Here is a 24150-nt window from a genome sequence, read left to right on the forward strand (position 1 = left end):
GCGGAACACCTGCCCTGCCGGCGCGCGCTAGGCGGCGTCGCGGCAAGCTGCTAGCCTTTTGCGCTTCAGATTGCCTTGCGAGTTAAGGGACCGAAGCAAATGGACAACCGTAGTGATGTTTGGCGCGGCGTCGACACGATCACGCCGCGATTCATCGAATTGAGCGACCGGGTCTGGGCGATGCCCGAGGTCTGCTACACCGAGGCACGCTCCTCCGCCGAACATCTGGCCGAACTGCGTCATCAGGGCTTTCGCATCACCGAGAATCTTGCCGACATCCCGACCGCGGTGATGGGCGAATGGGGTGAAGGCGGGCCTGTGATCGCCTTCCTCGGCGAATATGACGCCCTGCCCGGCCTCAGCCAGGAGGCGGGCGTCGCTGAACCTCGTCCAGTTGAGAGCGGCGGCCACGGCCATGGCTGCGGTCACAATCTGCTCGGCTCTTCCGCTTTGCTGGCCGCGACCGCGGTGAAGGACTGGCTCGCCGCCAACAAGGTGCCGGGCCGGGTGCGCTATTACGGCTGTCCGGCCGAGGAAGGCGGCGCGGCAAAGGCCTTCATGGTGCGCTGTGGCGCCTTTGAGGATGCCGACATCGCCATCACCTGGCATCCGCACAGTTTCTGGGAGGTGGCGGTGACGCCGTCGCTCGCCAACACAAGAGCCGATTTCAGCTTCACCGGCCGGACCTCGCATGCGGCGGCCTCGCCGCATCTCGGCCGCAGCGCGCTCGACGCAGTTGAATTGATGAATGTCGGCGTCAACTACATGCGCGAGCACATGCCGAGTGACGCGCGCGTGCATTACGCGCTGCTCGACACCGGCGGCATCGCGCCGAATGTGGTGCAGGCCCATGCCCGCGTGCGCTACTCGATCCGCGCCCGTGACCTGCCCGGCATGAACGAGCTGGTCGAACGCGTGCACAAGATCGCGCAGGGCGCGGCGCTGATGACCGAGACCAAGGTCGAGATGAAGATCATCTCCGCGGTCTCCAACATCCTGCCCAACGCGCCGCTGGAGCAGACGCTGCACCGGATCATGGAGGATCTCGGCCCGCCGCATTTCGACGATGCCGACAAGGATTTCGCCGGCAAGATCCGCGCGACCCTGACCGACAAGGACATCGCCTCGGTATATTACGCGATCGGCATGGAGCCGACCGACCGGCCGCTCGCCGATTTCCTGGTGCCGATCGACGCCAAGCGCAATCCGCTGATCGGCTCGACCGATGTCGGCGACGTCAGCTGGGTGGTGCCGACCGTGCAGGTCCATGCACCGACGGTTGCAATCGGCACGCCGTTCCACACCTGGCAGGTTGTGGCGCAGGGCAAGACGCCGGCCGCACACAAGGCGATGGTGCAGGCGGCCAAGGCGATGGCCGGCCTCGGCGTCAAGGCGCTGCTGGAGCCGGAGCTGATCGAAGCCGCCAAGGCTGATCTGAAGAAGCGGACCACCCGAACTCCTTATATCAGTCCGCTGCCGGCGAATGTTGCACCGCCGTTGGATATGTCGGTCGCCTGACGCCACATTTGCGGGCCGGGCTCCTCGGGGCCCGGCCAGAGCGCCGTTCCGATTGGATCGGGAACGAACTCCGGATTTTTGTTTTGACGCGTTTTCTTCACGCGAACCGGCATCCACTTCACTCGAAAACGCTCTGGATTTTTGTTTTGGCGCGTTTTCTTGACGCGAACCGGTATCCACTTCGCTCGAAAACGCGCCTGCGTGACAAAAAGGCATCTCGGAACAAAGGATAACGAACAAATTTTCCGCACGGCGAGGCGCGCAGAGACGGGCTTTGGCACCGAAATGCCGAACCGATGTGCGGCCGCGCGAGGTTCTGCACAAGCGATAGCCAAAAGACCTATGCGCCGGGACCCGGGAGCCGTTGACCTTGGCGGCCATTCGGTGTGCCATCCTGCCGCCAAGACGGCGGCCGGTTCCCCGGCCCGCCGCAATCACACGTGAGCCGGACCGAGGGGACTATGTTCGACAAGAATCTGCGTGGCATGATCGACGACGTAAGGGACGGGCGGATGGATCGCCGCGCCTTCGTCAAGCGAATGATTGCCGTCGGCCTCACCGCTCCGATGGCGAACCAGGTCCTCAGCCTCGGCGGCGTTGCGATGGCGCAGAGCCCCAGCCCGTACAAGCCGACCAAGCGCGGCGGCGGCGGTCCGCTGAAACTGCTGTGGTGGCAGGGCCCGACCCTGCTCAACCCGCATTTCGCGACCGGCACCAAGGACCAGGACGGCTCGCGCATCTTCTACGAGCCGCTCGCGAGCTGGGATACCGAAGGCAAGCTCAATCCGATCCTTGCCGCGGAGATCCCGTCGATCCAGAACGGCGGGCTTGCCGCCGACGCCAAGTCGGTGGTCTGGAAACTCAAGCCCGGCGTCAAATGGCACGACGGCAAGCCGTTCACGGCAGATGACGCCGTGTTCAACTTTGAATATTGCAGCGATCCGGCGACGGCGGCCGTGAGCGTCGGCTCCTATGGCGATGTCAGCTCGGTCGAGAAGATCGACGACCTTACCATTCGCGTCGTGTTCAAGAAGCCGACCCCGTTCTGGGCGAACGCTTTTGTCGGCGCCTATGGCTGCATCATCCCGAAGCATCTGTTCGCGGAGTACAAGGGCAGCAAATCCCGCGAGGCGCCGAACAATCTGAAACCGGTCGGCACCGGCCCCTATAAATTCGTCGAGTTCAAGCCGGGCGACCAGATCCGCGGCGAGATCAACCCCGACTACCATATGGCGAACCGGCCCTATTTCGACACGTTCGAACTGAAGGGCGGCGGCGATGCCGTCTCGGCGGCGCGCGCCATCATCCAGACCGGCGAATATGACTATGCCTGGAACATGCAGGTCGAGGACGAGGTGCTGCTGCGTCTCGAGAAGGGCGGCAAGGGCAAGACCGTCTACGCGCCCGGCGGCGACATCGAGTTCATCGCCATCAACTTCACCGATCCGAACACCGAGGTCGACGGTGAACGGTCGTCGATGAAGACCAAGCATCCGATCCTGTCCGATCCCCGCGCGCGCCAGGCGTTGGCGCTGCTGGTCGACCGCGACTCCGTCAAGAAGGCGATATACGGCCGCGCCGGCCGCACCACAGCCAGTTACCTCAATGGCCCCGAGGAGTTCGTCTCCAAGAATACCAAATGGGAATTCTCGATCGAGAAGGCAGCCGCGCTGCTCGACGAAGCCGGCTGGAAGGTCGGCAGTGACGGCATCCGCGAGAAGGACGGCAAGAAGCTGAAACTGCTGTACCAGACCTCGATCAACGGACCACGCCAGAAGACCCAGGCGATCGTCAAGCAGGCCTGCCAGAAGGCCGGCATCGACGTCGAGCTGAAATCGGTGGTGGCCTCGGTGTTCTTCTCCTCCGACGTCGCCAATCCCGACACTTACGCAAAATTCTTCGCCGACATCGAGATGTTCCAGATTCCGATGACCCAGCCCGATCCGGCGCTGCACATGCGCCGCTATCATTCGCGCAACATCGCGACCAAGGAGAACAAGTGGCAGGGCGGCAACTTCCCGCGCTGGGCCAACAAGGACTTCGATGCCGCGGTCGATGCCGCCGAGAACGAGATCGATCCGCTGAAGCGCGCCGACCTTTACATTAAGTGCAATGACCTGATGTGGCAGGACAATGTGGTGATTCCCGTCATGCACCGCATCAAGGTCGGCGCCGCGTCGAATACGCTGCGCCCCGTCATCAGCGGCTGGGCCAACGACCTGGATAATTTGCAGGATTGGTACAGGGACGCCTGACGACGTCAGTCGAACGGATTGCTCCCTCATGAGTCAGTATATCCTTCGTCGCCTGCTGATCGCGATTCCGAGCCTGCTCGGAATCTCGCTGGTGCTGTTCGTCGTGCTCGCACTCGCGCCCGGCGACCCGTTCTCCGAGCTCGCGACCAATCCAAATGTGCCGCCCGAAGTGCAGGCCGCGCTTCGGGCCAAGTTCGGCCTCGATGACCCGATCTATCTCCGCTACCTGCATTGGCTGGCGGCGATGGCGCAGGGCGACTGGGGCTTTTCCTTCGTCAGCCGGATGAATGTCGACACGCTGATCCTGCAGCGGCTGCCGGCGACACTCTATATCATCGGCTCCGCCCAGCTGCTCGCGCTCCTGATTGCGATCCCGGTCGGTGTCTATGCAGCCACCCGGCCCTATTCGCTGTTCGACCAGATCGCCAACACCTTCGCCTTCATCGGCTTCTCGCTGCCGACCTTCTTCACCGGCATCCTGTTCATCCTGGTGTTTTCGGTGAAACTGGACTGGCTGCCCTTCGTCTACACCGACGTGCCGGGCAGCGGGATCAAATGGGCGCTGGAGATGATCCGGCAGGCCATCATGCCGGTGATGGTGCTCGGCCTGTTCCAGGCGGCGTCGATGACCCGCTTCGTGCGCTCGGCGATGCTCGACGTCATCCGGCTCGACTATGTCACCACCGCCCGCGCCAAGGGCCTCGGGCAGGCCAAGGTGATCGTCAAGCATGTGATGCGCAACGCGATGATCCCGGTCGTCACGCTGATTGCGCTGCAAATGCCTGCCGTGTTCGGCGGTGCCATCGTCACCGAGCAGATCTTCCGGATTCCCGGCATCGGCTCGCTCCTGATTTCCTCCATCCTCGCCAACGACACGCCGGTCATCATGGCCGTCACCTTCGTGTTCGCGTGCCTCGTTGTGCTGTTCAACCTGATCGCAGATGTGCTCTATGGCTGGCTTGACCCTCGCATCTCCTTCCGCTGAGCGGCGCGGCTATTCGCCCTGGCGCGAGACCTGGCGCCGCTATCGCCGGCACAAGCCGGCCGTGGTCAGCGCCGTGCTGCTGTCGGTGCTGATCCTGGCCGTCGTGATCGGGCCATTCATCTGGCGCGTCGCCATCAACGACGTCGACGTCGTGGCAGGCCTGCAGGGCCCCTCGCTGGCGCATCCGTTCGGCACCGACGATCTCGGCCAGGACCTGCTCGCCCGCATGATCTATGGCGGACGCATCTCGCTCGCGGTCGGCCTTGCCGCAATGCTGGTCTCGGTGTTCGTCGGCACGCTGATCGGCGCGCTCGCCGGGATGTCGCGCGGTGCGCTCGGCTACGGGCTGATGTGGCTCACCGACCTGTTCCTGTCGCTGCCGCAACTGCCGCTGCTGCTGCTGCTGATCTATCTGTTCCGCGACGGCCTGAGGGCGGTGTTCGGCCCGGAGGGCGGCATCTTCATCCTGATCGTGCTGGTGATCGGCGGCCTGCGCTGGATGCCGGTCGCGCGCCTGGTGCGCGCCCAGTTCCTGTCGCTGCGCGAGAAGGAATTCGTCGAGGCGGCGCGCGCGCTCGGCGCGAGCCCGGTGCGGCAGGTGGTGCGCCACATCCTGCCCAATGCGCTCGGACCCGTGATCATCGCCGGCACGATCGACGTCGCCGCCGCGATCATCGCGGAATCGACGCTGTCATTCCTCGGCCTCGGCTTCCCGCCTGACACCCCGACCTGGGGCCGCATTCTCTATGACGCCAAGGACTTTCTCGACATCGGCCCGCATTGGGCGCTGTTTCCGGGCGGCGCGATCTTCATCGCGGTGGTCGCCATCAACTTCATCGGCGACGGGCTGCGCGACGCGCTCGACGCGCGCAAGGTGATCTGATGGCGCTGCTCGAGATCAAGGGCCTGAAAACCCATTTCACCACCGACGACGGCATCCTGCAGGCGGTCGACGGCGTCGACATCAGCATCAACCGCGGCGAGACGCTGTGCGTGGTCGGCGAGTCCGGCTGCGGCAAGACCGTCACCGCGATGTCGATCCTCAAGCTGATCGCGATGCCGCCGGGCAAGATCGTCGCAGGCGAGATCATCTTCGAGGGCCGCGACCTCGTGCCGCTGACCAGCCACGAGCTCGACGACATCAGGGCCAAGGAGATCGGCTTCATCTTCCAGGAGCCGATGACTTCGCTGAACCCGGTGCTGACCATCGGCGAGCAGATCTCCGAGAGCCTGCGCCGCCACGAGGCGGTGACCAGGAAGCAGGCGCTGGAACGCACCATCGAGATGCTGAAGCTGGTGCAGATCCCCAACGCCGAAGGCCGCGTGCATCACTATCCGCATCAGTTCTCCGGCGGCATGCGCCAGCGCGTGATGATCGCGATGGCGCTGGCCTGCCGGCCCAAGCTCGTGATCGCGGATGAGCCGACCACCGCGCTCGACGTCACCATCCAGGCGCAGATCCTCGACCTGCTGCAGGACATGAAGGAACGCCTCGGCATGGCGGTGATGCTGATCACGCACGCAATGGGCGTGGTGGCGGAGACCGCGCAGCGTGTCGTCGTGATGTATGCCGGCAAGGTGGTGGAGGAAGCGGGGGTCGACGAATTGTTCGCCGATCCGCGCCATCCCTACACCCAGGGCCTGATCCGCTCGATCCCGCGCATCGATCTCGACGCCGAGCACAAGACCCGGCTGGAGGCGATCGGCGGCTCGGTGCCGATCCTGATCAATCCGCCGCCCGGCTGCCGTTTTGCGCCCCGCTGCAAACACGCCATGAGCATCTGCACCGAGCAGGAGCCGCGCCTGCGCGAGATCGCGCCCGGCCATCGCATGGCCTGCCACCTCGGAGACGCGTCATGAGCGAACCGCTGCTACGCGTCAGCAATCTGAAGAAGCATTTTCCGGTGCTCGGCGGCCTGTTGTCGCGCGAGGTCGGCCAGGTCTATGCGGTCGACGGCGTGTCGTTTTCGATCAACCGCGGCGAGACGCTGGGGCTGGTCGGCGAATCCGGCTGCGGCAAGTCGACCACCGGCCGCTGCGTGCTGCGCCTGATCGAGCCGACCTCGGGCGAGGTCGTGTTCGACGGAAAGAGCGTGATGGGGCTCGGCGGCGGCGATCTGCGCGCCATGCGGCGCAACATGCAGCTGGTGTTCCAGGACCCGTTCGCCTCGCTCAATCCGCGCATGACGGTCGGCACGATCCTCGCCGAGCCCTTGATCATCCATAACCTCGTGAGCTCGGCCAGCGAGCGCGAGGACCGCGTCGCTAGGCTGCTGGTCAAGGTCGGGCTGAAAGCCGACCACATGCGGCGCTATCCGCATGAATTCTCCGGCGGCCAGCGCCAGCGCATCGCGATCGCCCGCGCGCTGACCCTGGAGCCGAAGCTGATCGTGTGCGACGAGCCGGTCTCGGCGCTCGACGTCTCGATCCAGGCGCAGGTGATCAACCTGCTCGAGGATCTGCAGGCCGAGTTGAACCTCACCTATCTGTTCGTCGCGCACGATCTCTCGGTCGTGGAGCACATCTCGGACCGTGTCGCGGTGATGTATCTCGGCCGCATCGTCGAGCTCGCCAAGGCCAGCGATCTCTACCGCAACCCGCAACACCCCTACACCAAGGCGCTGCTCTCGGCGGTGCCGGTGCCGGATCCCAAGGCAAAAAAGTTGCGCATCCGGCTCAAGGGCGATGTGCCGAGCCCGATGAATCCGCCGAAAGGCTGCCACTTCCACACCCGCTGCCCGATCGCCGAAGAGCGCTGCCGGCAGACCGCGCCGCAGCTGCTGGAGGGCAGCAACGGCCACTCCGTGGCGTGCCATCTGGCGTAGCGGGGATTGCTCTGCAGCGCACACTGCTCCCCGACCGTCATCCTGAGGAGCGCGCTCTTGCGTGCGTCTCGAAGGATCGACGGCCATCAGCCGGGCCGTGCATCCTTCGAGACGCCGCTCCGCAGCTCCTCAGGATGACGGGATAAAAAGCAAGCTTGACGATTAACGTCTCCGCTTCTTCGCGGCGTTCGTCTTGGCCTTTGGTTTGGCCTTTGGTTTGGCCTTCGTTTTTGCCTTCGGCCGTGAAGCGGACGCATCCGTCCCCTCCTCCGCCGCACTCGCATCCGCCCGCAGCGTGTCGAGCAGCCAGTCGCGGAAGGCGCGCATGCCCGGCGTCACCTCCCGCGACTTCAGCCAGGTCAGCCAGTAGGAGCCCGCCGGGACCTCTGCCGCGAACGGCCGCAGCAGCCGGCCGGACGCCAGCTCGTTGCCAAACATCGCGATCGGTACCAGCCCGACGCCGACGCCGCGCGCCGCGGCCTCGGCCATCGCAACCGAACTGTCGAAGATCGGCCCCTGGATTTTTGGGCACGGCGCGCCGGCCACCGCAAACCACAGCGGCCATTCCTCGGCGCGGTAGGAGCGCAGCAAAAACTCCTGCGCGAGGTCGGACGGCTTGCGCAGCCGGCTCGCCGCATCGGGGCAGCACACCGGCGACAGCGGCGCGGACAACAGATGGATCGCCTCGGTGCCGTGCCACGAGCCGTCGCCGAAACGCAGCGCAAGATCGAGCCCGTCGCCCGCGATGTCGACGCGGTTGTTGTTGGTGAGCAGGCGCAGGTCGATATAGGGATGCGCGCGCTTGAAGCGGTCGACCCGCTGCAGCAGCCATCCGGTCGCAAAGGTGGTGACGCAGCCGACGGTGACGACCTCGCGCGTGCCCTTGGCCTCGATACGGTCGATCGCAGCTCCAATCCGGTCGAGCGCATCGCTCAACACCGGCAGCAGCGCCAGCCCTTCGTCGGTGAGCACGAGCCCACGCGGCAGGCGGCGGAACAGGCTGGCGCCGAGCAGCTCCTCGAGCTGCTTGACCTGGTGCCTGATCGCGGTCTGCGTCACGCGCAGCTCCATCCCCGCCCGGGTGAAGCTCAACAGCCGCGCGGACGCCTCGAAGGCGCGCAATGCGTTCAACGGGAGATGCCGGCGCACGGCGTCATGACCAAGTTTTTCTCATGCCTGGCTGTATAAATGATTGTTTGTCGATCGTCGCGCCGTTCGGCAGTTTCGCGCCGCCAACGGAGAACGAGAATCGACATGCTGACGAGACGGACATTTGGATTGCGCGCGCTGGGCCTTGCGATGTCCTGCACCCTGCCGCGGCCAAGCGCCGCGGCAGAACAGAGCGCCGCGGCAGGACGGAGTGCAGCGGCGGGACCAAGCGGGCCAGGGCTGCGGCTGCAGCAGGAATTTGCACGCGTCGAGCTGGCGACCAGCGGCCGGCTCGGCGTCGCCGCGCTCGACATGGAGACAGGATTGCGCGCGAGCCAGCGCGGCGACGAGCGGTTCCCGATGTGCAGCACCTTCAAGGCGCTGGCCTCGGCCGCGGTGCTGCACCGGGTCGACCGCGGCGAGTCCAGCCTCGATCAGCGCGTGCAAATCGAGGCCAAGGATATCTTGGCCAATTCGCCGGTCACCAAGGAGCATGTCGCGTCGGGCATGACGCTTGCCGAGATCTGCGAGGCTGCCATCACGCGGAGCGACAACACCGCGGGCAACATGATCCTCCGCGAGATCGGCGGGCCCGCCGGCTTGACCAGCTTCTTCCGCACCATCGGCGACAATGTGAGCCGGCTCGACCGCTGGGAGCTGGCGCTGAACGAGGGAGTATCAGGCGATCCGCGCGACACCACGAGCCCCGTGGCGATGCTGAAGAATCTGCAGCGCGTTGTGATCGGCGATGTCCTGCAGGCCACCTCGCGCCAGAGGCTCATCGCCTGGATGGTCGCCAACAAGACCGGCGACGCCCGGCTGCGCGCCGGCGTGCCGCGCGACTGGCGGGTTGGCGACAAGAGCGGCACTGGCGAGCGAGGTACCTATAACGATATCGGCGTGTTCTGGCCGCCCGGCCGCAAGCCGATCGTGGTGACGGTCTACCTGACCGGGGCAAGTGCTCCCATGGACAAGTGCAACGAGGTGATCGCCAACGTCGCGCGCGCCGTTGCGAATGCGAGTACCGGACAGACCGGCTAGAGCGGCAGGACAATGCCGCGCGGCACAACGGCGCTGCGCGGCTCTCGATCGCTGCGCGGCTTGGCAGCAACGAAGGATCATGCGACGCTCAATCCGAATGGCGATGCTGTCAGCAGGCCATACGGAGGACACGTATTGTATCGCCGCATCGCCCTCGCCGCGCTGCTTGTTGCCGGCAGCATCCAGAGCAGCCTCGCGGCGGCCGATCCGGCGCGGTGCCGCGAGCTGATCCGCAAATACGACACCGACAAGGCCCAGCTCAGCGCGGTCGAGATCTCGCTGACCTTGTTTGCGGCCGCCAGTGCCGACTGCATCAATCTCGCCACTGAGCTGCTCGATCACGGCGCCTCGGTCGATGCGCGGGACCGGCTGGGCGCACGGCCGCTGAGCCACGCTGCCCGCTCCGGCCATCTCGACATGGTCGACCTGCTACTGGCGCGCGGCGCGCCGGTCGATGCACGCAACCTCGCGGGATCGACCGCGCTGTATTTTGCCGCCGAGCGCGGCCATGCCGCGATCGTGCAGCGCCTGATCGACCGCGGCGCCGACGTCAATCTCACCGGCCGCAGCGGCGCATCACCGGTCGCGGCCGCCGCCTATGCCGGCAGGGACATGGTGGTGCGTATGCTGCTCGCACACGGCGCCGACGGCCGCAAGGCTGACGACACCGGCAAGCCGCCGGTGGTGTATGCGGCGGCCGGCGGCCAGCTCGGCATCGTCAAGCAGCTGCTCGCGCTCGGTATCGACGTCAACGCGCGCTACGCCAACGATCTCACGCTCTTGATGTGGGCCGCCGGACCCGACGAGACCGTGCCGGAGGCGCAGGCGCTCGAAATTGTTTCGTATCTGCTCGATGCGGGTGCCAGGGTCGACGATCGCGATGCGCGCGGACGCACCGCGCTGATGATCGCCGCCGAAGGCAATCATCCCGCGATTGCCAAGGCGCTGCTCGCCCATGGCGCCGATGCTGCGTTGGCCGACAAGGCCGGCAAGCACGCCGCCGACCTCACCATCCTGTCGGCGCTGCGCGAGGAGCTGACGCCGCGCTAGCAATCGCGAAGGCGACGCGCCCCCTCGCCCGCGCCCACTCACAGCCCCGCCAGATACTCCACCAGCGCGGCGAGGTCGTCGGGTGACGTTGCCAGCATCAGGTCGGACATGCCGGGATTGTTGCCGCGCGCGCGGGTGCGGAAATCGGCGATGGTTTTCGCAAGGTAGTCCCGTCCCATGCCGGCAAGCCGCGGCACCGTGCCGTCGCCCTGGAAGCGGTCGAGATGGCAGGCCGGGCAGCCGACCGAGCGGCTGGCGCTGACCGCCTTCTCCGCGACGTCCTTGGGCGCACTGGGCTGGCCGAGATCGGGCCATGGCTTCTGCGAGAAGTATTCCGCGATCGCCAGCATGTCGTCGCGCTCGAACTGCGTCGCGATCGGCTGCATGATCTCGCTCTTGCGGTCGCCGCGCTTGAAATCGCGGAGCTGGATATAGAGATAGCCGGCCTGCTGGCCCCAGATCGTCGGAATGGTCTTGTCTATGGGTTTGCCGTTCTCGCCATGGCAGCCGGCGCACACCTGCACCTTCTCCGCGATCGTCTCCGCGCGCACCTCGGCCGCCATCAGCAACAGCGCGGCGCTACAAATCATCAATCTGCCGAACATCTGCTCATCCGAAGAAACAGAAGCGGGACCGAACTGGTCCCGCCTCGCCGTCAATGTTTGCGAACGTGATTATGCATCACGCCCGGCTCAGTTGAGCGTGAAGGCGATGATGTTGTTGCCCCGCTTGTAATCGATCTGGGTGTTACCGCCCGCACCGACCACGATATATTGCTTGCCGCCGATCATGTAGCTCGACGGTGGCGCATTGACGCCGGCGCCGGCACGGAAGCTCCACAGCTCCTTGCCGTTGGAGGAATTGTAGGCCGCGAACTTGCCGTTGCCTTCGCCGGTGAACACCAGGCCGCCGGCGGTGGCGAGGATGCCGCCGATCATCGGCTCGGGCGTCTTGACCTGCCACTTGATCTTGCCGGTGTTGTAGTTCACCGCCGTGATGTTGCCCGACTGCTTCTCGCTCGGGATCACCTTGAAGGCGCCGCCCAGCCACAGCTTGCCGTTCGGATAGGCCGAGCTCTCGACGTGGTAGGTCATCGGCTGGTGCAGGTTGATGGCGTAGGCCAGCTCCTGCCCCGGGTCGGTCGCGATCGGCGACCATTCAACGCCGCCATTGGCGCCGGGCAGCATGCGCGCGCCTTCCTTGGTCGGCAGCACCCACATGTTCTCTTGCGGCACCATCGCCTCGGAGAAGCGGATCAGGCTGCAGTCCTTGCGATCGTGCACATAGATGTGCCCGGTCTTGCCGGCATGGATGACGCCGGGAATGGTCTTGCCGTCCTTGTCCTTGACGTTGACCAGCACCGTCGGGCTGACCGCGTCGAGATCCCAGACGTCATGGGCGATGTACTGGAAGTGGCAGACATACTTGCCGGTGTCGAGATCGAGCGAGACCAGCGAGTTGGTGTAGAGGTTGTCGCCGGGCCGGTTCGAGCCGTCGAGGTCGGGTGACGGATTTCCGACGACGAAGTAGATCCGATTGGTCGCGAGATCGACCGATGGGTTCTGCCACACGCCGCCGCCGAGCTTGGCATAGGGATCGCCGATCTTGGCGAGCATGTCCTTCTCGGCCTGGATATTGCGATGCATGTCGCGGCCGGTGGCGTCCTTGGTCGCCCAGACACCGACGGAGTTTTCGGGAATGGTGTTGAAATTCCAGAGCTGCTTGCCGGTCTTGGCGTCATAGGCGCGCACGAAACCACGGATGCCGTACTCGCCGCCATTGGTGCCGATCAGCACCTTGTCCTTCACCACGGTCGGCGCCATCGTCTCGCTGTAGCCGAGCTCGGGATCGGCGATGTTGGTGGTCCAGACCACCTCGCCGGTCTTGGCATTCAGCGCCATCAGCTTGGAATCGAGCGTCGCCAGATAGACCCGGTCGCCGAGCACCTGGACGCCGCGATTGTTGGGGCCGCAGCAATAGACGGTGATCGGGCCCATCTTGTGGGCATAGTGCCAGAGCTGCTGGCCGGTCTTGGCGTCGAGCGCATAGACATGGCTGAACGACGTCGTGACATACATCACGCCGTCGACGACGATCGGCGATGTCTCAAGCGACTCCTTGACGTCGGTCTGGAAAATCCAGGCGACGTGCAGGTTCTTCACATTGTCGCGGCTGATCTGCTTGCCCGGATAGAAGCGCGTCTGGGCGTAATTGCCGTTGGTGAGCAGGAAGTCTTTTGCGTTCTTGTCGGCAGCATTAAGCTGCTCCTGGGTCACCGGGGGGACATTGGCGTTCCCCAGGACCGACTGCTTCTCCTGCTTGACTTCCTGTCCGATGGCGGCGGTGGACAACACGCCAACGCCGACCGCTGCGGCGAATGCCGCCAGCCCTTTCACAGTCATGATTTCCCCCGTTATTTCTTGGTTGCACTATCAGGGATGGAGTTTGCTACTTCCCCTTCGAGGCCTGGCCGCCGTCACGAGCGCGCACCGCTGATGGCCTGGTTGCGCTGCAATAGATGATGAAAAAACAACGACAGGTATCGATGGACGGGTTTCATGTTAGCGCTGTCGTTCATAAAGACAATCGATGCGCTCAATGCGAAGCAGCAACAGCATAGGTTCGCGCTGCCGAACCGCAGCGATCGCGCGTCGGCATCAATCCAAGTGATATCGGTAACTTCCGGCGCCTTCAGGGTTGGCTGGACGAATTCGCCTTCGCAGCCGCAGCACGCAAAATGAGACTGCGCGTCAAGCGACGGCACCGCGCAAGTCCTGGCGCCCGGCCGAGGTCGTTGACCTCAGCCGGTGAGATTACTCCCAGGACCAGGTCGAGAAATCGTTCTCGAATTGCGGCACTTCCTTCCACACGCCCTTCAGCTTCTTGCTGGCGATCGAGATGAATTGCGGCTGGAACAGGAAGCCGGCCACCGCGTCGGTCGCCAGCATGCGCTGCGCGTCGCCGAGCAGTTTGGCGCGGTCGGCCTCCGCCGGCGTCGCCATGATCTGCTGGTAGAGCGCGTTGAACGCCTCGGACTTGTAGCCGAGATAGTAGTCGGGCTCGGTCAGCTTCACGAGATCGAACGGCTCGACATGCGCGACGATGGTGAGGTCGTAATTGTGCGGACCGGTGAAGACCTGCGACAGCCACTGCGCCCATTCCACGTTCTCGATCTTGGCGACAATGCCGACCTTGGCGAGCTGCGCCGCCAGGATCTCGCCGCCCTGCCGCGCGTAAGACGGCGGCGGCAGTTTCAGGCTGAGCTCGAGCGGCGTCTTGACGCCGGCCTCGGCCAGCAGCTTCTTGGCCATCTCCGGATCGTAGGGATTGATGCCGGTGGTATCGACATAGCCGAGCGATCCCGGCACATAGAAGCTGCCGATCGGCGTTCCGAAACCATCGACCGCGCCGTCGATCATCGCCTTGCGGTCGATCGCGGCCAGGATGGCGCGGCGGACACGGACGTCGTCGAACGGCTTCTTGCGCTCGTTGATGCCGACGATGGTTTTTGCCCTGCTACCGCCGATCAGGACGTTGAAGCGCGGATCGGCCTTGAACTGCGCCAGGCTGCGCGCCGCCGCAACCCGCGGAAACGCGTCGACATCGCCCGACAGCAGCGCCGCGACCTGGGCAGCGGGATCGCCGATGAAGCGGATCGTCACCTTGGCGAGCTTGATGGCGGCGGCGTTGCGATACTCCGGCCATTTCACCAGCGTGATCGACGAGCCCTTGGTCCAGCTGCCGAGTGTGTAGGGCCCGGTGCCGACCGGTTGCGTCGCATCGGTCGGCGCGCTCTTCGGCTCGACGATCGAGCCCGACGCCTGGCCGAGCAGGAACGGCAGGTTCGGCTCGGAGTATTTCAGCGCGACCACGATCGTCTCCGCATCAGGTGCCGTCACCGACGTGAAGGCCTGGTACAGGCTCCTGTCCTTATTGGTCGAGGTCGGCGCCGCGGCGCGCTCGTAGGTGAACTTCACCGCCGCGGAATCGAACGGCTCGCCATTGTGGAATTTGACGCCCTTGCGCAGCTTGAAGGTGTAGGTCTTAAGATCGGGCGACGCCTGCCAGCTCTCCGCGAGCAGTGGCGACACCGAGCCGTCCTCGTTGATCTTGGTCAGCGTCTCATAGATGTTGTAGAGCGTAACTTCAGCGATTGCCGCGGCGGCCGCGTTGGTCGGATCGAGCCCCGGCGGCTCCAGCGTCATGCCCATCACGACGCTGTCCTTCTTGCCTTGCGCGAGGCTCGGCAGCGGCGCGGCGGTGAGCGCGGCGGCCGCCGCGATGACGCACAATTTCCTCAACATTGGTCTGCTCCCCGAACGTGCTCTTCCATCAGCCTAGGCTAACCCGCACAAAGGACTAACCGGCCTCCGCGACCACAGGCGGCAGTGAAATCACGGCTTCGGCGTGATGGCAGGCAGCCAGGTGGGCCTCTCCCACCGTGCGTAGCGCAGGCGCGGTCTCGCGACAATGCTGGTCCGCCATGGGACAGCGCGGCGCGTAGGAGCACCCGGTCGCAGCCGATGCCTGTGAGCCGATCGCCTGCGCGCCGCGGCGGCGCCTGATACCACCGGCCCGGGCGCGCGGAACCGCATCGAGCAGCGCACGCGTATAGGGATGGGCGCTGTGGGCGAACAAATCGGCGGACCGCCCCTGCTCGACGATCCTCCCCTGATACATCACCGCGATCTCGTCGCAGAGCAGATCGACCACCGCGAGGTCGTGGCTGATCAGGATGTAGCTGAGACCGAATTCGTCCTGCAGGTCTTGCATCAGATTGAGCACCTGCGCCTGCACGGAGACGTCGAGCGCGGAGACCGGCTCATCGGCCACGATCAGCTTCGGCTGGGTGATCAGCGCGCGCGCGATCGCGATGCGCTGGCGCTGGCCGCCGGAGAACTCGTGCGGGAACTTGTCCATGTCGGCATCGCGCAGCCCGACCTGCCGCAGCACCGCGGCGACGCGCTCGCGCAAGCCAGCGCGATCGATGCGCCCGAGCGCGGTCAACGGCTCGGCAACGATCCGCGCAACGGTCTGTCGCGGATCGAGCGAGCCATAGGGATCCTGGAACACCATCTGGAAATCGCGGCGGGCGCGGCGCAGCTCATCCGGCGGCATCTGGTTGAGATCACGGCCCATCAGCAACACCGAGCCCGATGTTGGCCGCTCCAGCGCCATCACCAGCCGCGCAAAGGTCGATTTGCCCGAACCGGACTCGCCAACGACGCCGAGGCTCCTGCCCGGCATGACCTGCGCCGTGACGCCGTTGAGCGCGCGCACCTGCGCCGCCGGCTTGAACAGGCTTTCACGCGGCAGGGTGTAACGTTGCGCGAGATCCGTCACCTCGAGCAGCGGCGTCGCAAGCGCGGGTGATGCCTGTTCCAGCACCGTCATGCGCCAACGCCCCCGGCGGCCATCGAGACATCGGTCCTGATGCAGCGCACGCCATGCGCCGCGCCAACATCCACCACAGCCGGCAGCGCCGCGCGGCAGCGCTCCTCGGCGATCGTGCAACGATCGGCGAAGGCGCATCCGGCCGGCAAGTCCGCCAATTCAGGCACGGTGCCGGCAATGGTCTTCAGCCGCGTCCCCTTGCGCGCACCGAGCCGCGGGCGGGCGCGGAACAGGCCCTGGGTGTAGGGATGGCCCATCCGCGTGAATACGGCGCTGGTTTCGCCGCTTTCGACGACGGTGCCGCCATACATCACCATCATGCGCTCGACATTCTCGGCGATCACGCCGAGATCGTGCGAGATCAGGATCATCGACATGCCGCGCTCCGCGACGAGATCGGCGATCAAATCGAGGATCTGGCCCTGGATGGTGACGTCGAGCGCGGTGGTCGGCTCATCTGCGATCAGCACATCGGGCTGGCAGGCCAGCGCCATCGCGATTGTGATGCGCTGGCGCTGGCCGCCGGAGAACTGGTGCGGATAGGCATCGACGCGCTTTGCCGCATCGGGCAGCCCGACGCGGTCGAGCAAGGCGATCGCTTCGCCGCGCGCTGCAGCCGCCGAGATTCCGGTGTGACGCCGCAATGGCTCGGCGACCTGATGCCCGATCGTGTGCATCGGATTGAGCGCGGTCATCGGCTCCTGGAAGATCATGCTGATGCGGTTGCCGCGCAGCTTGCAATAGGCCGCATCCGGCAAACCAATGAGCTCCGAACCGTCGAGCCGGATGCTGCCGCTGATCACGGCGCTGTCGGGCAACAGGCCCATCAGCGCCAGCGCCGTCACCGACTTGCCGCAACCGGATTCGCCGACCAGCCCCAGTGTCTCGCCGCGGCGAAGCGCAAAGCAGACGCCGCGCACCGCCTGCGCCGGACCGCGGCTGGTGTTGAGCCGGACGCCAAGGTCCTTCACCTCGATCAGCGGCGCGTCATTCATGCTCAACGCTCCCGCGCCAGACGGGGATCGAGCAGATCGCGCAAGCCGTCGCCGAGCAGATTGAGGCCGAGCACCGCGATCGCGATCGCCATGCCCGGATAGACCGCCAGCATCGGCGACTGGAACAGCAGCGTCTGCGCATCGTTGAGCATGCGGCCCCAGGACGGCTGCGGCGGCTGGGTGCCGAGCCCGAGATAGGACAGCGCCGCCTCGGCTAGGATCGCGAGCGCGAACTGGATCGTCGCCTGCACGATCAGGATCGACAGGATGTTCGGCAGCACGTGCTCGATCGTGATGCGGAACGAGCCCTTGCCCGCGGCGCGCGCGGCCAGCACGAATTCGCGGGCCCAGATCGCATTGGCCGAACCGCGGGTGACGCGGACGAAGGTCGGAATCTGGAAGATGCCGATCGCGGTGATCGACGTCACCATGCCCGGACCTGCGACGGAGGCCAACATGATCGCCGACAGCACCGCAGGGAAAGCGAAGGTGAAGTCGCTCATCCGCATGATGAGCTCCTCGGTCCAGCCCTTGCGCGCCGCGGCGATTAGGCCGAGGCAGACGCCAAAGCTCAGGCCGATGCCGACCGCAATGACGCCGACCATGATGGTGGAGCGCGCTCCGACCAGCAGCAGCGAGACGATGTCGCGGCCGAACACATCAGTGCCGAGCCAGTGCGCCGCCGACGGCGGCCGCAGTTTCGAGGCGACGTCGATGTCATAGGCGGACCACGGCGTCCAGACCAGCGACAGCAGCGCCGCGCCGAGCACGAGCAGGCTCAACACCGTGCCGAGCACAAAGCTGCGATGATGCAATGCGCGGCGCCAGAATCCGGTCGCCGGCCTCGCGCCCGCGGAAACGGCCGGCGTACCGGCGGAAGCGGTCAGCGGCGCGCTCACAGGTTGGCAACCTTGATGCGCGGGTCGATGAAGGCATAGAGCATATCGACCACGAAATTGACGATGACGACCATCGCCGCCAGCAGCATCACGCAGTTGCGCACCACGATCAGGTCGCGGTTGGCGATCGACTGGAAGATCAGCCGTCCCAGGCCGGGCAGATAGAACACGTTCTCGATCACGATGGTGCCGGCCAAGAGATTGGCGAATTGCAGCCCCATCACCGTCATCACCGGGATCATGGCGTTGCGCAGCACGTGGCGCCACAGCACCTCGCGCTTGCCGAGCCCCTTGGCGCGCGCGGTGCGGACGAAATCCTCGCGCAGCACCTCCAGCACCGCCGAGCGTGTGACGCGGGCGAGGATCGCGGCTTGCACCACGGCGAGCGAGATCGCGGGCAGCAGCAGCGACTTGACGCCCGGCCAGATGCCGTCGTCCCAGCCGGCAAATCCGCCGGCTGAGAGCAATTGCAGCTTCACCGAGAACAGCAGGATCAAGAGGATCGCGAACCAGAAATTCGGCAGCGCGATGCCGATTTGGGTCAGCGACATCACGCCGACATCGCCGAGCTTGTTGTGGTTGGCCGCGGTGTAGATGCCGGCGGCGAGCGCCAGCACCACCGTGATCGACATCGACATAATCGCAAGCGGGATGGTCAGCACCAGCCGTTCCGCGATCAGGGAAGCCACCGGCGTGCCATAGACATAGCTGTTGCCGAGATCGCCGACCGCCATGCCCTTGAGCCAGAGCAGATAGCGAACCGTGATCGGCTGGTTGAGCCCGAGCTTGACGGTGAGCGCGCGCACCGCGTCGGGCGAGGCGTCGGCGCCCATCAGCATCTGGGCGGCATTGCCGGGCAGCGCGTCGAGCACCAGGAAAATGATCAGCGACGCCGCGAGCAGCGTCGCCACTAGGGTCAGGATCCGCCGCAGGAAGAAAACGCTCATGCGCGCCCGGGGTGCAAGGAACAGGCCGCAGGTTTCAACATGTTCGCGAGCGAATGCAAGCCCCTCGCCGCGCCGTTCATGAGGCGATGGCCGGCCAGCGGCCGAGCAGGTCGCTCGCCTGTTCGAACAGCGCCGCGACGCGCAGCAGTTCCGCATCGGCCCGGAAGCGGCCGACCAGATGCAGGCCGATCGGCAGGCCATCGCGGCCGAAGCCGGAGGGGATGCTGACCGCGGGGTGCCCGGTCATGTTGAACAGCATGGTCCAGGGAAACCAGTGCGGCCGCACGCTGTCGAAGCTCTGGCCGTCGATGTCGATGGTGCCGAACAGGTCCTGATCGATCGGCAGCGCCGTTCGGGTCAGCGTCGGCATCGCCAGATAATCGCCGCGCACGAGCAGCGACTGCACGCGGCGGAACAGCGCGGTGCGGTCGAACATCGCCTGCTGGTACTCGACGCCGCTGACCTCAGCGGCGAGCGCGAGCTGTTTCAGGAAGGTCGGGCTGAGGTCATTGGGGTGATCGGCGGCGAGCTTTTCGAAACGGGTACGCCAGACGGTGTGATTGATGGCGCGCCAGATCGGCTCGATGTCGAAGCCGTCGCCGGAAAATTCCTCGAGTTCCGCACCGAGGCTGGCCAGGCGGTCGAGGCTCGCCTTGAAGTCGGCGGCGACATCTGATGTCACCGGGCGGCCCGGCGGCGACAGGCAGAACAGCACCCGCTTGCCCCGGAGATCGCCGCGCGGCGTCGCGAGGTCGAGATAGTCGGGCACCGGCACGCCGATCGACCACGGATCGGACGGGTCTTCGCCCGCCATCGCCTGCATCATCAGCGCGGTGTCGGCCACGGTACGGGTGGTCGGCGTGACATAGGTCTGGTTGCCGAAGGCGTCCTGCACCTGACTGTGCGGGATCACGCCGTTGCTCTGCTTGATCCCGACCACGCCGTTGCAGGCCGCCGGAATCCGGGTCGAGCCGCCGCCGTCGGTCGCAACCGCCAGCGGCGCGATGCCGCTTGCGACCGCCACCGCCGCGCCGCCGCTGGAGCCGCCGCTCGAGCGCTCGGCGCTCCACGCATTGCGGGTGCGGCCGAACAGCGGCGAGTCGGTCAGGCACTTGCTGCCGAATTCGGGCGTCGTGGTCTTGCCGATCAATATTCCGCCCTGCGCACGGAGCCGGGCCACCGCCACGGCGTCATGATCGGGCACATTGTCCCGGTACGGCACCGCACCGAAGGTCGTGCGCACGCCCTTGGTGCTGACGATGTCTTTCACGGTGAAGGGAATGCCGTGCAGCAGGCCGAGCGGCTCGCCCGCCATGAGCTCGCGTTCCGCGACCTTCGCCTGCGCCATCGCCTCGTCGGCGCACAGCGTGATGAAGCAGTTCAGGTCGCCCTGCAGCCGCTCGGCGCGGGCAAGCACGGCCGCCGTGAGCTCGACTGGAGAGACCTCCTTGCGGGCGATGCGCCCACGAAGCTCAACGGCAGGCTGCAGACAGAGATCATCGCTCATCGGAACCAGGCGCTCGCATCAGACGTGGTCGACGGCCGCATCGTGCCGCGCAGCACGCGGCAAGTCCATCACCTCCGGCGCATGGCGGCATGCCACGCGGCCAATCGCGCATGGCCTACCAATAGTCCGCAGGCAATTCCCGGCTCCGCGGCGGATCGGCGCCCGCGCGCGTGCAGGTGAAGGCGGCGCATTTGCAGGCGAACGACAGCGCGCGCGTGAGCTCCGCCGCGTTGATCTCGCGCAGCTGCTGTCGCGCGATCCGGTTCAGCCGATGCAGCGCGGCCAGCAGCGCCGCCTGAAAACTGTCGCCGGCGCCGATCGTATCCACGACCTTCACCACAGGCGACTCGACCTCGATCGACCCAGCCTGGCGATGCCAGGCGCTGGCGCCATTGTTGCCGCGCGTGATGACGACGAGCGATGCGCCGGCCGACAGCAGCGCCTCCGCCCTCTCGGCATAGGCCTCGTCGCCGAACAGATAGGCGAAGTCGACATCGGACATTTTTACGATGTCGGCCTTGTCGCAGAACGCCAGCATGCGCGTGCGATAGGCGTCCTTGTCCTTGACCAGGTTCGGCCGGCAGTTCGGATCGAGCGAGATCGTCACGTTCGGCCTGATATCCTCGATGAAGGCCAGCGTCTCGGCCGCGCCCTTGTCATGCACCAGCGTCGTCGAGCCGGTGTGAAGGCAGGTGACGCCATCAAGCGCGATCGCGTCGCGCCGGTAAGTCCAGTTCCGCGACGCGGTATCCGCGTCATAGAAAGCGTATTGCGTCTCGGTGCCGGTCACGCGCGCAAAGGCCAGCGTTGCCTGGTGATCGCTGCGCGTCGCGCGGCCGAGATCGACGCCCGAGGCCGCGGCGTGATCGGCGATCATCCGGCCGAACGTATCGGTCGAGATGCCGCCGACGAAGCCGGTGGGAACGTCGAGCCGGGCGCTGCCGATCGCGATATTGAGACAGGAGCCGCCGACCGCGGGCGTCAGGGCCTCGCGTCCATCCGCCGTCCGTGACGGCAGGAAATCGATCAGCGCATCTCCGCAACACAGCAGCATGGTGCAAACACCTTAACTGGGCGCCTCGCCGGGCGCCCGCTTCATCGCCTCGCGGCTGTCGCGATCAAGCTCCCGCAGCATCTTGTGCACGCCGCGCTTCTTGCGGTGGAACTCGGCCAACTCGGGCCTGGTCGGCTCACTCAATCGCCCGAGCGCCGACATGCCGGCCATCGCGGCGTTGATCGAATTATGCGCGCCGCTGGCGACCGCGCCCAGCATCGCAGCGCCCAGCAGCACGGGTTCCTGAGTCTGCGGCAACGCCACCGTGTAGCCGGTGGTGTCGGCCATGATCTGGCGCACCAGCGGGCTGCGGCTGGCGCCGCCGCCGATCACGATGGTCTTGCCACTGACGCCGTGGGCCTGCAGCGCGTCGATGACGTCGGCAAGGCCATAGGCAAGCCCGCACAGGCCGGCGATGAACAGCCGCTCCAGCGCCGACACGTCGGTGTCGAGATCGAGCCCCGCGATCACGGCGCGCGAACCCGGATCGGCATAGGGCGACCGGTTGCCGAGGAATTCCGGCAGGACGTGAACATTGCGCGCGAGCAGCGCCGCCGTGCCGGCGTCGCCCGCACGCGCCAGGATGCGCTTCTCGAGGTACTCGATGACATCGACGCCGTCGTGCTTCGCAGCGGCCAAAACCTCGGCATGCGCCGGATGCGATTTAAGCAGGTGATCGATCGCGGCCCCCGCCGCAGATTGACCGCCCTCGTTCAGCCAGAAGCCCGGCACCATCCCTGAGAAATACGGCCCCCAGACACCCGGCACGAAGCAGGGATCGACCGTCGTCGCCATGATGCAGGCCGACGTTCCCATGATGTAGGCGAGCCGCTTGCCGACATCGACCTCGGCGCCGGAGCCATCGCGGCCACCGATCGCGCCGACGCCGCCGGCATGCGCGTCGATCAGCGAGGCGCCGACCGCGGTTCCCGGCAGCAGGCCGAGTTCGCGCGCGGCATCCTCCGACAACCCGCGGCCGAGCGGCGAACCGGGCGGGACGATCTCGGCGCCGATCCGAGCAAAGCGGTCGGCTGCGAGCGCCTCGAGCCCGACCCGCTTGAGGAACGATTCGCTCCAGCCGCCTTCACCGGCGACATAGGTCCATTTGCAGGTGACGGTGCAGGTCGAGCGCGCCTGCGAGCCGGTGGCACGGAACGAGAGGTAGTCGGCGAGATCGAAGAAGTGGCCGGCGGCTTCGAAGGTCGCTGGCAGATGCCGCTTCAGCCAGAGGATCTTTGGGATCTCCATCTCCGGCGAGATGGCGCCGCCGACATAGCGCAGTACGCGGTCACCGGTCGCATTGACGAATTCGGTCTCGTCCATCGCGCGGTGGTCCATCCACACCACGACGTTGCGCGCGGGATCGCCGGACGGACTGACGGTGAGTGGTCGTCCGGCCTTGTCGAGCACGACCAGCGAGCAGGTGGCATCGAAGCCGATACCCTTGACCTGCTCGGCGGAAACCGCAGCCTCGCGCATCGCGTTGCGGACGGAGGCGACGCAGGCCGCCCAGATATCGTCGGACGACTGCTCGACGATATCGCTGGGTTCATGCCAGACCCGGATCGGATGCCGGGCCGACCCCAATAGCTTCCCGGCCTCGTCGAATACCCCCGCCCGGGCGCTGGTGCTCCCGACGTCCACCCCGATATAGGCTTGCCGCATGACCGCTCTATCTTTTGTTGAGCCTGATCGTTCGGCGCAACCCTACCAGCAAGTGTAGCCGCCATCGACAAGAACGATGCTTCCGGTCATCAGGCTCGCGGCGTCGGAGGCGAGGAACAAAACGACGGAAGCGATCTCGTCGACCTGCCCCATCCGCGCCATCGGGGTTCCGCCGATCCAGGCGTCGTACATTCTGGGGCTGTTCTTCACGAACGCGTTCAGCGGGGTCTCGATATAGGTCGGCGCCACCGCGTTGACGCGAACCCCGCGCGCGCCCCACTCGGCCGCCAGCGATTTGGTGAGATGGTGCACCGCGGCCTTGGAGGCATTGTAGAAGCATTGTTCCTGCGGCTTGTTGACGATGAAGCCGGACATCGAGCCGACATTGACAATGGTTCCGGACTTCGCCTTCAGCATGTGGTTGCCGAAGGCGCGGCAGCACCAGAAGGTTCCGTTCAGATTGACGTCGATGACGTTGAGCCAATGCTCGTCAGTCACGGTCTCGGCCGGCGCCTCGCTGCGCGCGATGCCGGCATTGTTGACGAGAATATCGACCTTGCCGTATTTGCGGACCAGCTCGTCGGCGACCGCGGAGACGCGGCCGGAATCCGTCACGTCCATCGGCGCGATATCGGCGTCAAAGCCCTTGGCCTTCAGCGCCGCCTGCGCATCATTGGCGACCTTGGCGTCGCGGTCGCCGATGATGACCTTGGCGCCGGCCTCCGCCAGCGCTTCGGCGCAAGCAAGCCCGATGCCTTGACCGGCGCCGGTGATGATGGCGGTCTTGCCGCCGAGTTTGAATTTCTCGAGATACATTTTCTTCTTCCTTTGCCTGAGGCCCGCGATCATCGCGGGCATGGTGCCCC

21 protein-coding genes are annotated in these 24150 nt (G+C 65.8%); 8 read left to right on the plus strand and 13 right to left on the minus strand.

The window, feature by feature from the left end:
- The first annotated feature begins 99 nt into the window (after positions 1–99).
- From K359_RS0116620 to K359_RS0116645, 6 genes are all read left to right on the plus strand, one after another.
- Positions 100–1518: a M20 family metallopeptidase gene (locus tag K359_RS0116620; protein ID WP_029080356.1), complete on the plus strand. Its 1419-nt coding sequence runs from the start codon at positions 100–102 to the stop codon at positions 1516–1518.
- 461 nt (positions 1519–1979) lie between these two features.
- Positions 1980–3773: a peptide ABC transporter substrate-binding protein gene (locus K359_RS0116625; protein ID WP_029080357.1), complete on the plus strand. Its 1794-nt coding sequence runs from the start codon at positions 1980–1982 to the stop codon at positions 3771–3773.
- 28 nt (positions 3774–3801) lie between these two features.
- A complete protein-coding gene (locus K359_RS0116630) occupies positions 3802–4758 on the plus strand; it encodes an ABC transporter permease (RefSeq protein WP_029080430.1) in 957 nt (318 codons plus the stop codon).
- The gene (locus K359_RS0116635; RefSeq protein WP_029080358.1) at positions 4724–5641 is read left to right on the plus strand and encodes an ABC transporter permease; all 918 of its coding nucleotides are present in this window, start codon (positions 4724–4726) and stop codon (positions 5639–5641) included. Before K359_RS0116630 ends, K359_RS0116635 begins: the two co-directional genes overlap by 35 nt.
- Positions 5638–6618, plus strand: coding sequence for an ABC transporter ATP-binding protein (locus K359_RS0116640; RefSeq protein WP_156928531.1), 981 nt, complete (start codon positions 5638–5640; stop codon positions 6616–6618). Before K359_RS0116635 ends, K359_RS0116640 begins: the two co-directional genes overlap by 4 nt.
- Positions 6615–7583 carry an ABC transporter ATP-binding protein gene (locus K359_RS0116645; RefSeq protein ID WP_029080360.1) on the plus strand — a complete coding sequence of 323 codons (969 nt, stop codon included), beginning with the start codon at positions 6615–6617 and terminating at the stop codon, positions 7581–7583. Before K359_RS0116640 ends, K359_RS0116645 begins: the two co-directional genes overlap by 4 nt.
- Positions 7584–7745: 162 nt before the next feature.
- Here the strand turns inward: K359_RS0116645 and K359_RS0116650 are convergent, their stop codons facing one another.
- Complete coding sequence (locus K359_RS0116650; RefSeq protein ID WP_029080361.1) at positions 7746–8732, minus strand: LysR family transcriptional regulator; 987 nt, start codon at positions 8730–8732, stop codon at positions 7746–7748.
- A 105-nt stretch (positions 8733–8837) separates the two neighbouring features.
- Between K359_RS0116650 and bla the strand changes: the two genes are divergently transcribed.
- Together bla and K359_RS57250 are read left to right on the plus strand one after the other, a co-directional pair.
- Positions 8838–9773, plus strand: coding sequence for a class A beta-lactamase (bla, locus tag K359_RS0116655; RefSeq protein WP_029080362.1), 936 nt, complete (start codon positions 8838–8840; stop codon positions 9771–9773).
- Positions 9774–9908: 135 nt separating this feature from the next.
- A complete protein-coding gene (locus K359_RS57250; protein WP_165125714.1) occupies positions 9909–10823 on the plus strand; it encodes an ankyrin repeat domain-containing protein in 915 nt (304 codons plus the stop codon).
- A gap of 38 nt (positions 10824–10861) precedes the next feature.
- Here the strand turns inward: K359_RS57250 and K359_RS0116665 are convergent, their stop codons facing one another.
- The 12 genes from K359_RS0116665 to K359_RS0116715 form a co-directional block, all read right to left on the minus strand.
- Positions 10862–11428, minus strand: a complete 567-nt coding sequence (locus K359_RS0116665) for a c-type cytochrome (protein WP_245284632.1) — start codon at positions 11426–11428, stop codon at positions 10862–10864.
- A gap of 87 nt (positions 11429–11515) precedes the next feature.
- The gene (locus K359_RS0116670) at positions 11516–13225 is read right to left on the minus strand and encodes a PQQ-binding-like beta-propeller repeat protein (protein ID WP_084518417.1); all 1710 of its coding nucleotides are present in this window, start codon (positions 13223–13225) and stop codon (positions 11516–11518) included.
- 74 nt (positions 13226–13299) lie between these two features.
- Complete coding sequence (locus K359_RS61280) at positions 13300–13587, minus strand: hypothetical protein (RefSeq protein WP_156928526.1); 288 nt, start codon at positions 13585–13587, stop codon at positions 13300–13302.
- Positions 13588–13636: 49 nt separating this feature from the next.
- Positions 13637–15127 carry an ABC transporter substrate-binding protein gene (locus tag K359_RS0116675; RefSeq protein ID WP_029080365.1) on the minus strand — a complete coding sequence of 497 codons (1491 nt, stop codon included), beginning with the start codon at positions 15125–15127 and terminating at the stop codon, positions 13637–13639.
- Positions 15128–15182: 55 nt separating this feature from the next.
- On the minus strand, positions 15183–16217 hold the full coding sequence (locus K359_RS0116680; RefSeq protein ID WP_051346158.1) for an ABC transporter ATP-binding protein: 1035 nt from the start codon (positions 16215–16217) through the stop codon (positions 15183–15185).
- Entirely contained in the window at positions 16214–17212 is a 999-nt protein-coding gene (locus K359_RS0116685) for an ABC transporter ATP-binding protein (RefSeq protein ID WP_035976680.1), read from the minus strand. Before K359_RS0116685 ends, K359_RS0116680 begins: the two co-directional genes overlap by 4 nt.
- Positions 17213–17214: 2 nt before the next feature.
- The gene (locus K359_RS0116690; RefSeq protein WP_029080368.1) at positions 17215–18111 is read right to left on the minus strand and encodes an ABC transporter permease; all 897 of its coding nucleotides are present in this window, start codon (positions 18109–18111) and stop codon (positions 17215–17217) included.
- Positions 18108–19058, minus strand: a complete 951-nt coding sequence (locus K359_RS0116695) for an ABC transporter permease (protein ID WP_029080369.1) — start codon at positions 19056–19058, stop codon at positions 18108–18110. Before K359_RS0116695 ends, K359_RS0116690 begins: the two co-directional genes overlap by 4 nt.
- A gap of 76 nt (positions 19059–19134) precedes the next feature.
- Positions 19135–20565: an amidase gene (locus tag K359_RS0116700; protein ID WP_029080370.1), complete on the minus strand. Its 1431-nt coding sequence runs from the start codon at positions 20563–20565 to the stop codon at positions 19135–19137.
- Positions 20566–20680: 115 nt separating this feature from the next.
- Positions 20681–21619 (minus strand): carbohydrate kinase, encoded by a 939-nt coding sequence (locus tag K359_RS0116705; protein ID WP_029080371.1) that lies wholly within the window; start codon positions 21617–21619, stop codon positions 20681–20683.
- 12 nt (positions 21620–21631) lie between these two features.
- Positions 21632–23284, minus strand: coding sequence for an FGGY-family carbohydrate kinase (locus K359_RS0116710; RefSeq protein WP_029080372.1), 1653 nt, complete (start codon positions 23282–23284; stop codon positions 21632–21634).
- Between the two features lie 42 nt (positions 23285–23326).
- Positions 23327–24100, minus strand: a complete 774-nt coding sequence (locus K359_RS0116715) for an SDR family NAD(P)-dependent oxidoreductase (protein ID WP_029080373.1) — start codon at positions 24098–24100, stop codon at positions 23327–23329.
- Positions 24101–24150: the final 50 nt, after the last annotated feature.

The sequence above is a fragment of the Bradyrhizobium sp. th-b2 genome, from assembly GCF_000426785.1.
Classification (GTDB): domain Bacteria; phylum Pseudomonadota; class Alphaproteobacteria; order Rhizobiales; family Xanthobacteraceae; genus Bradyrhizobium; species Bradyrhizobium septentrionale.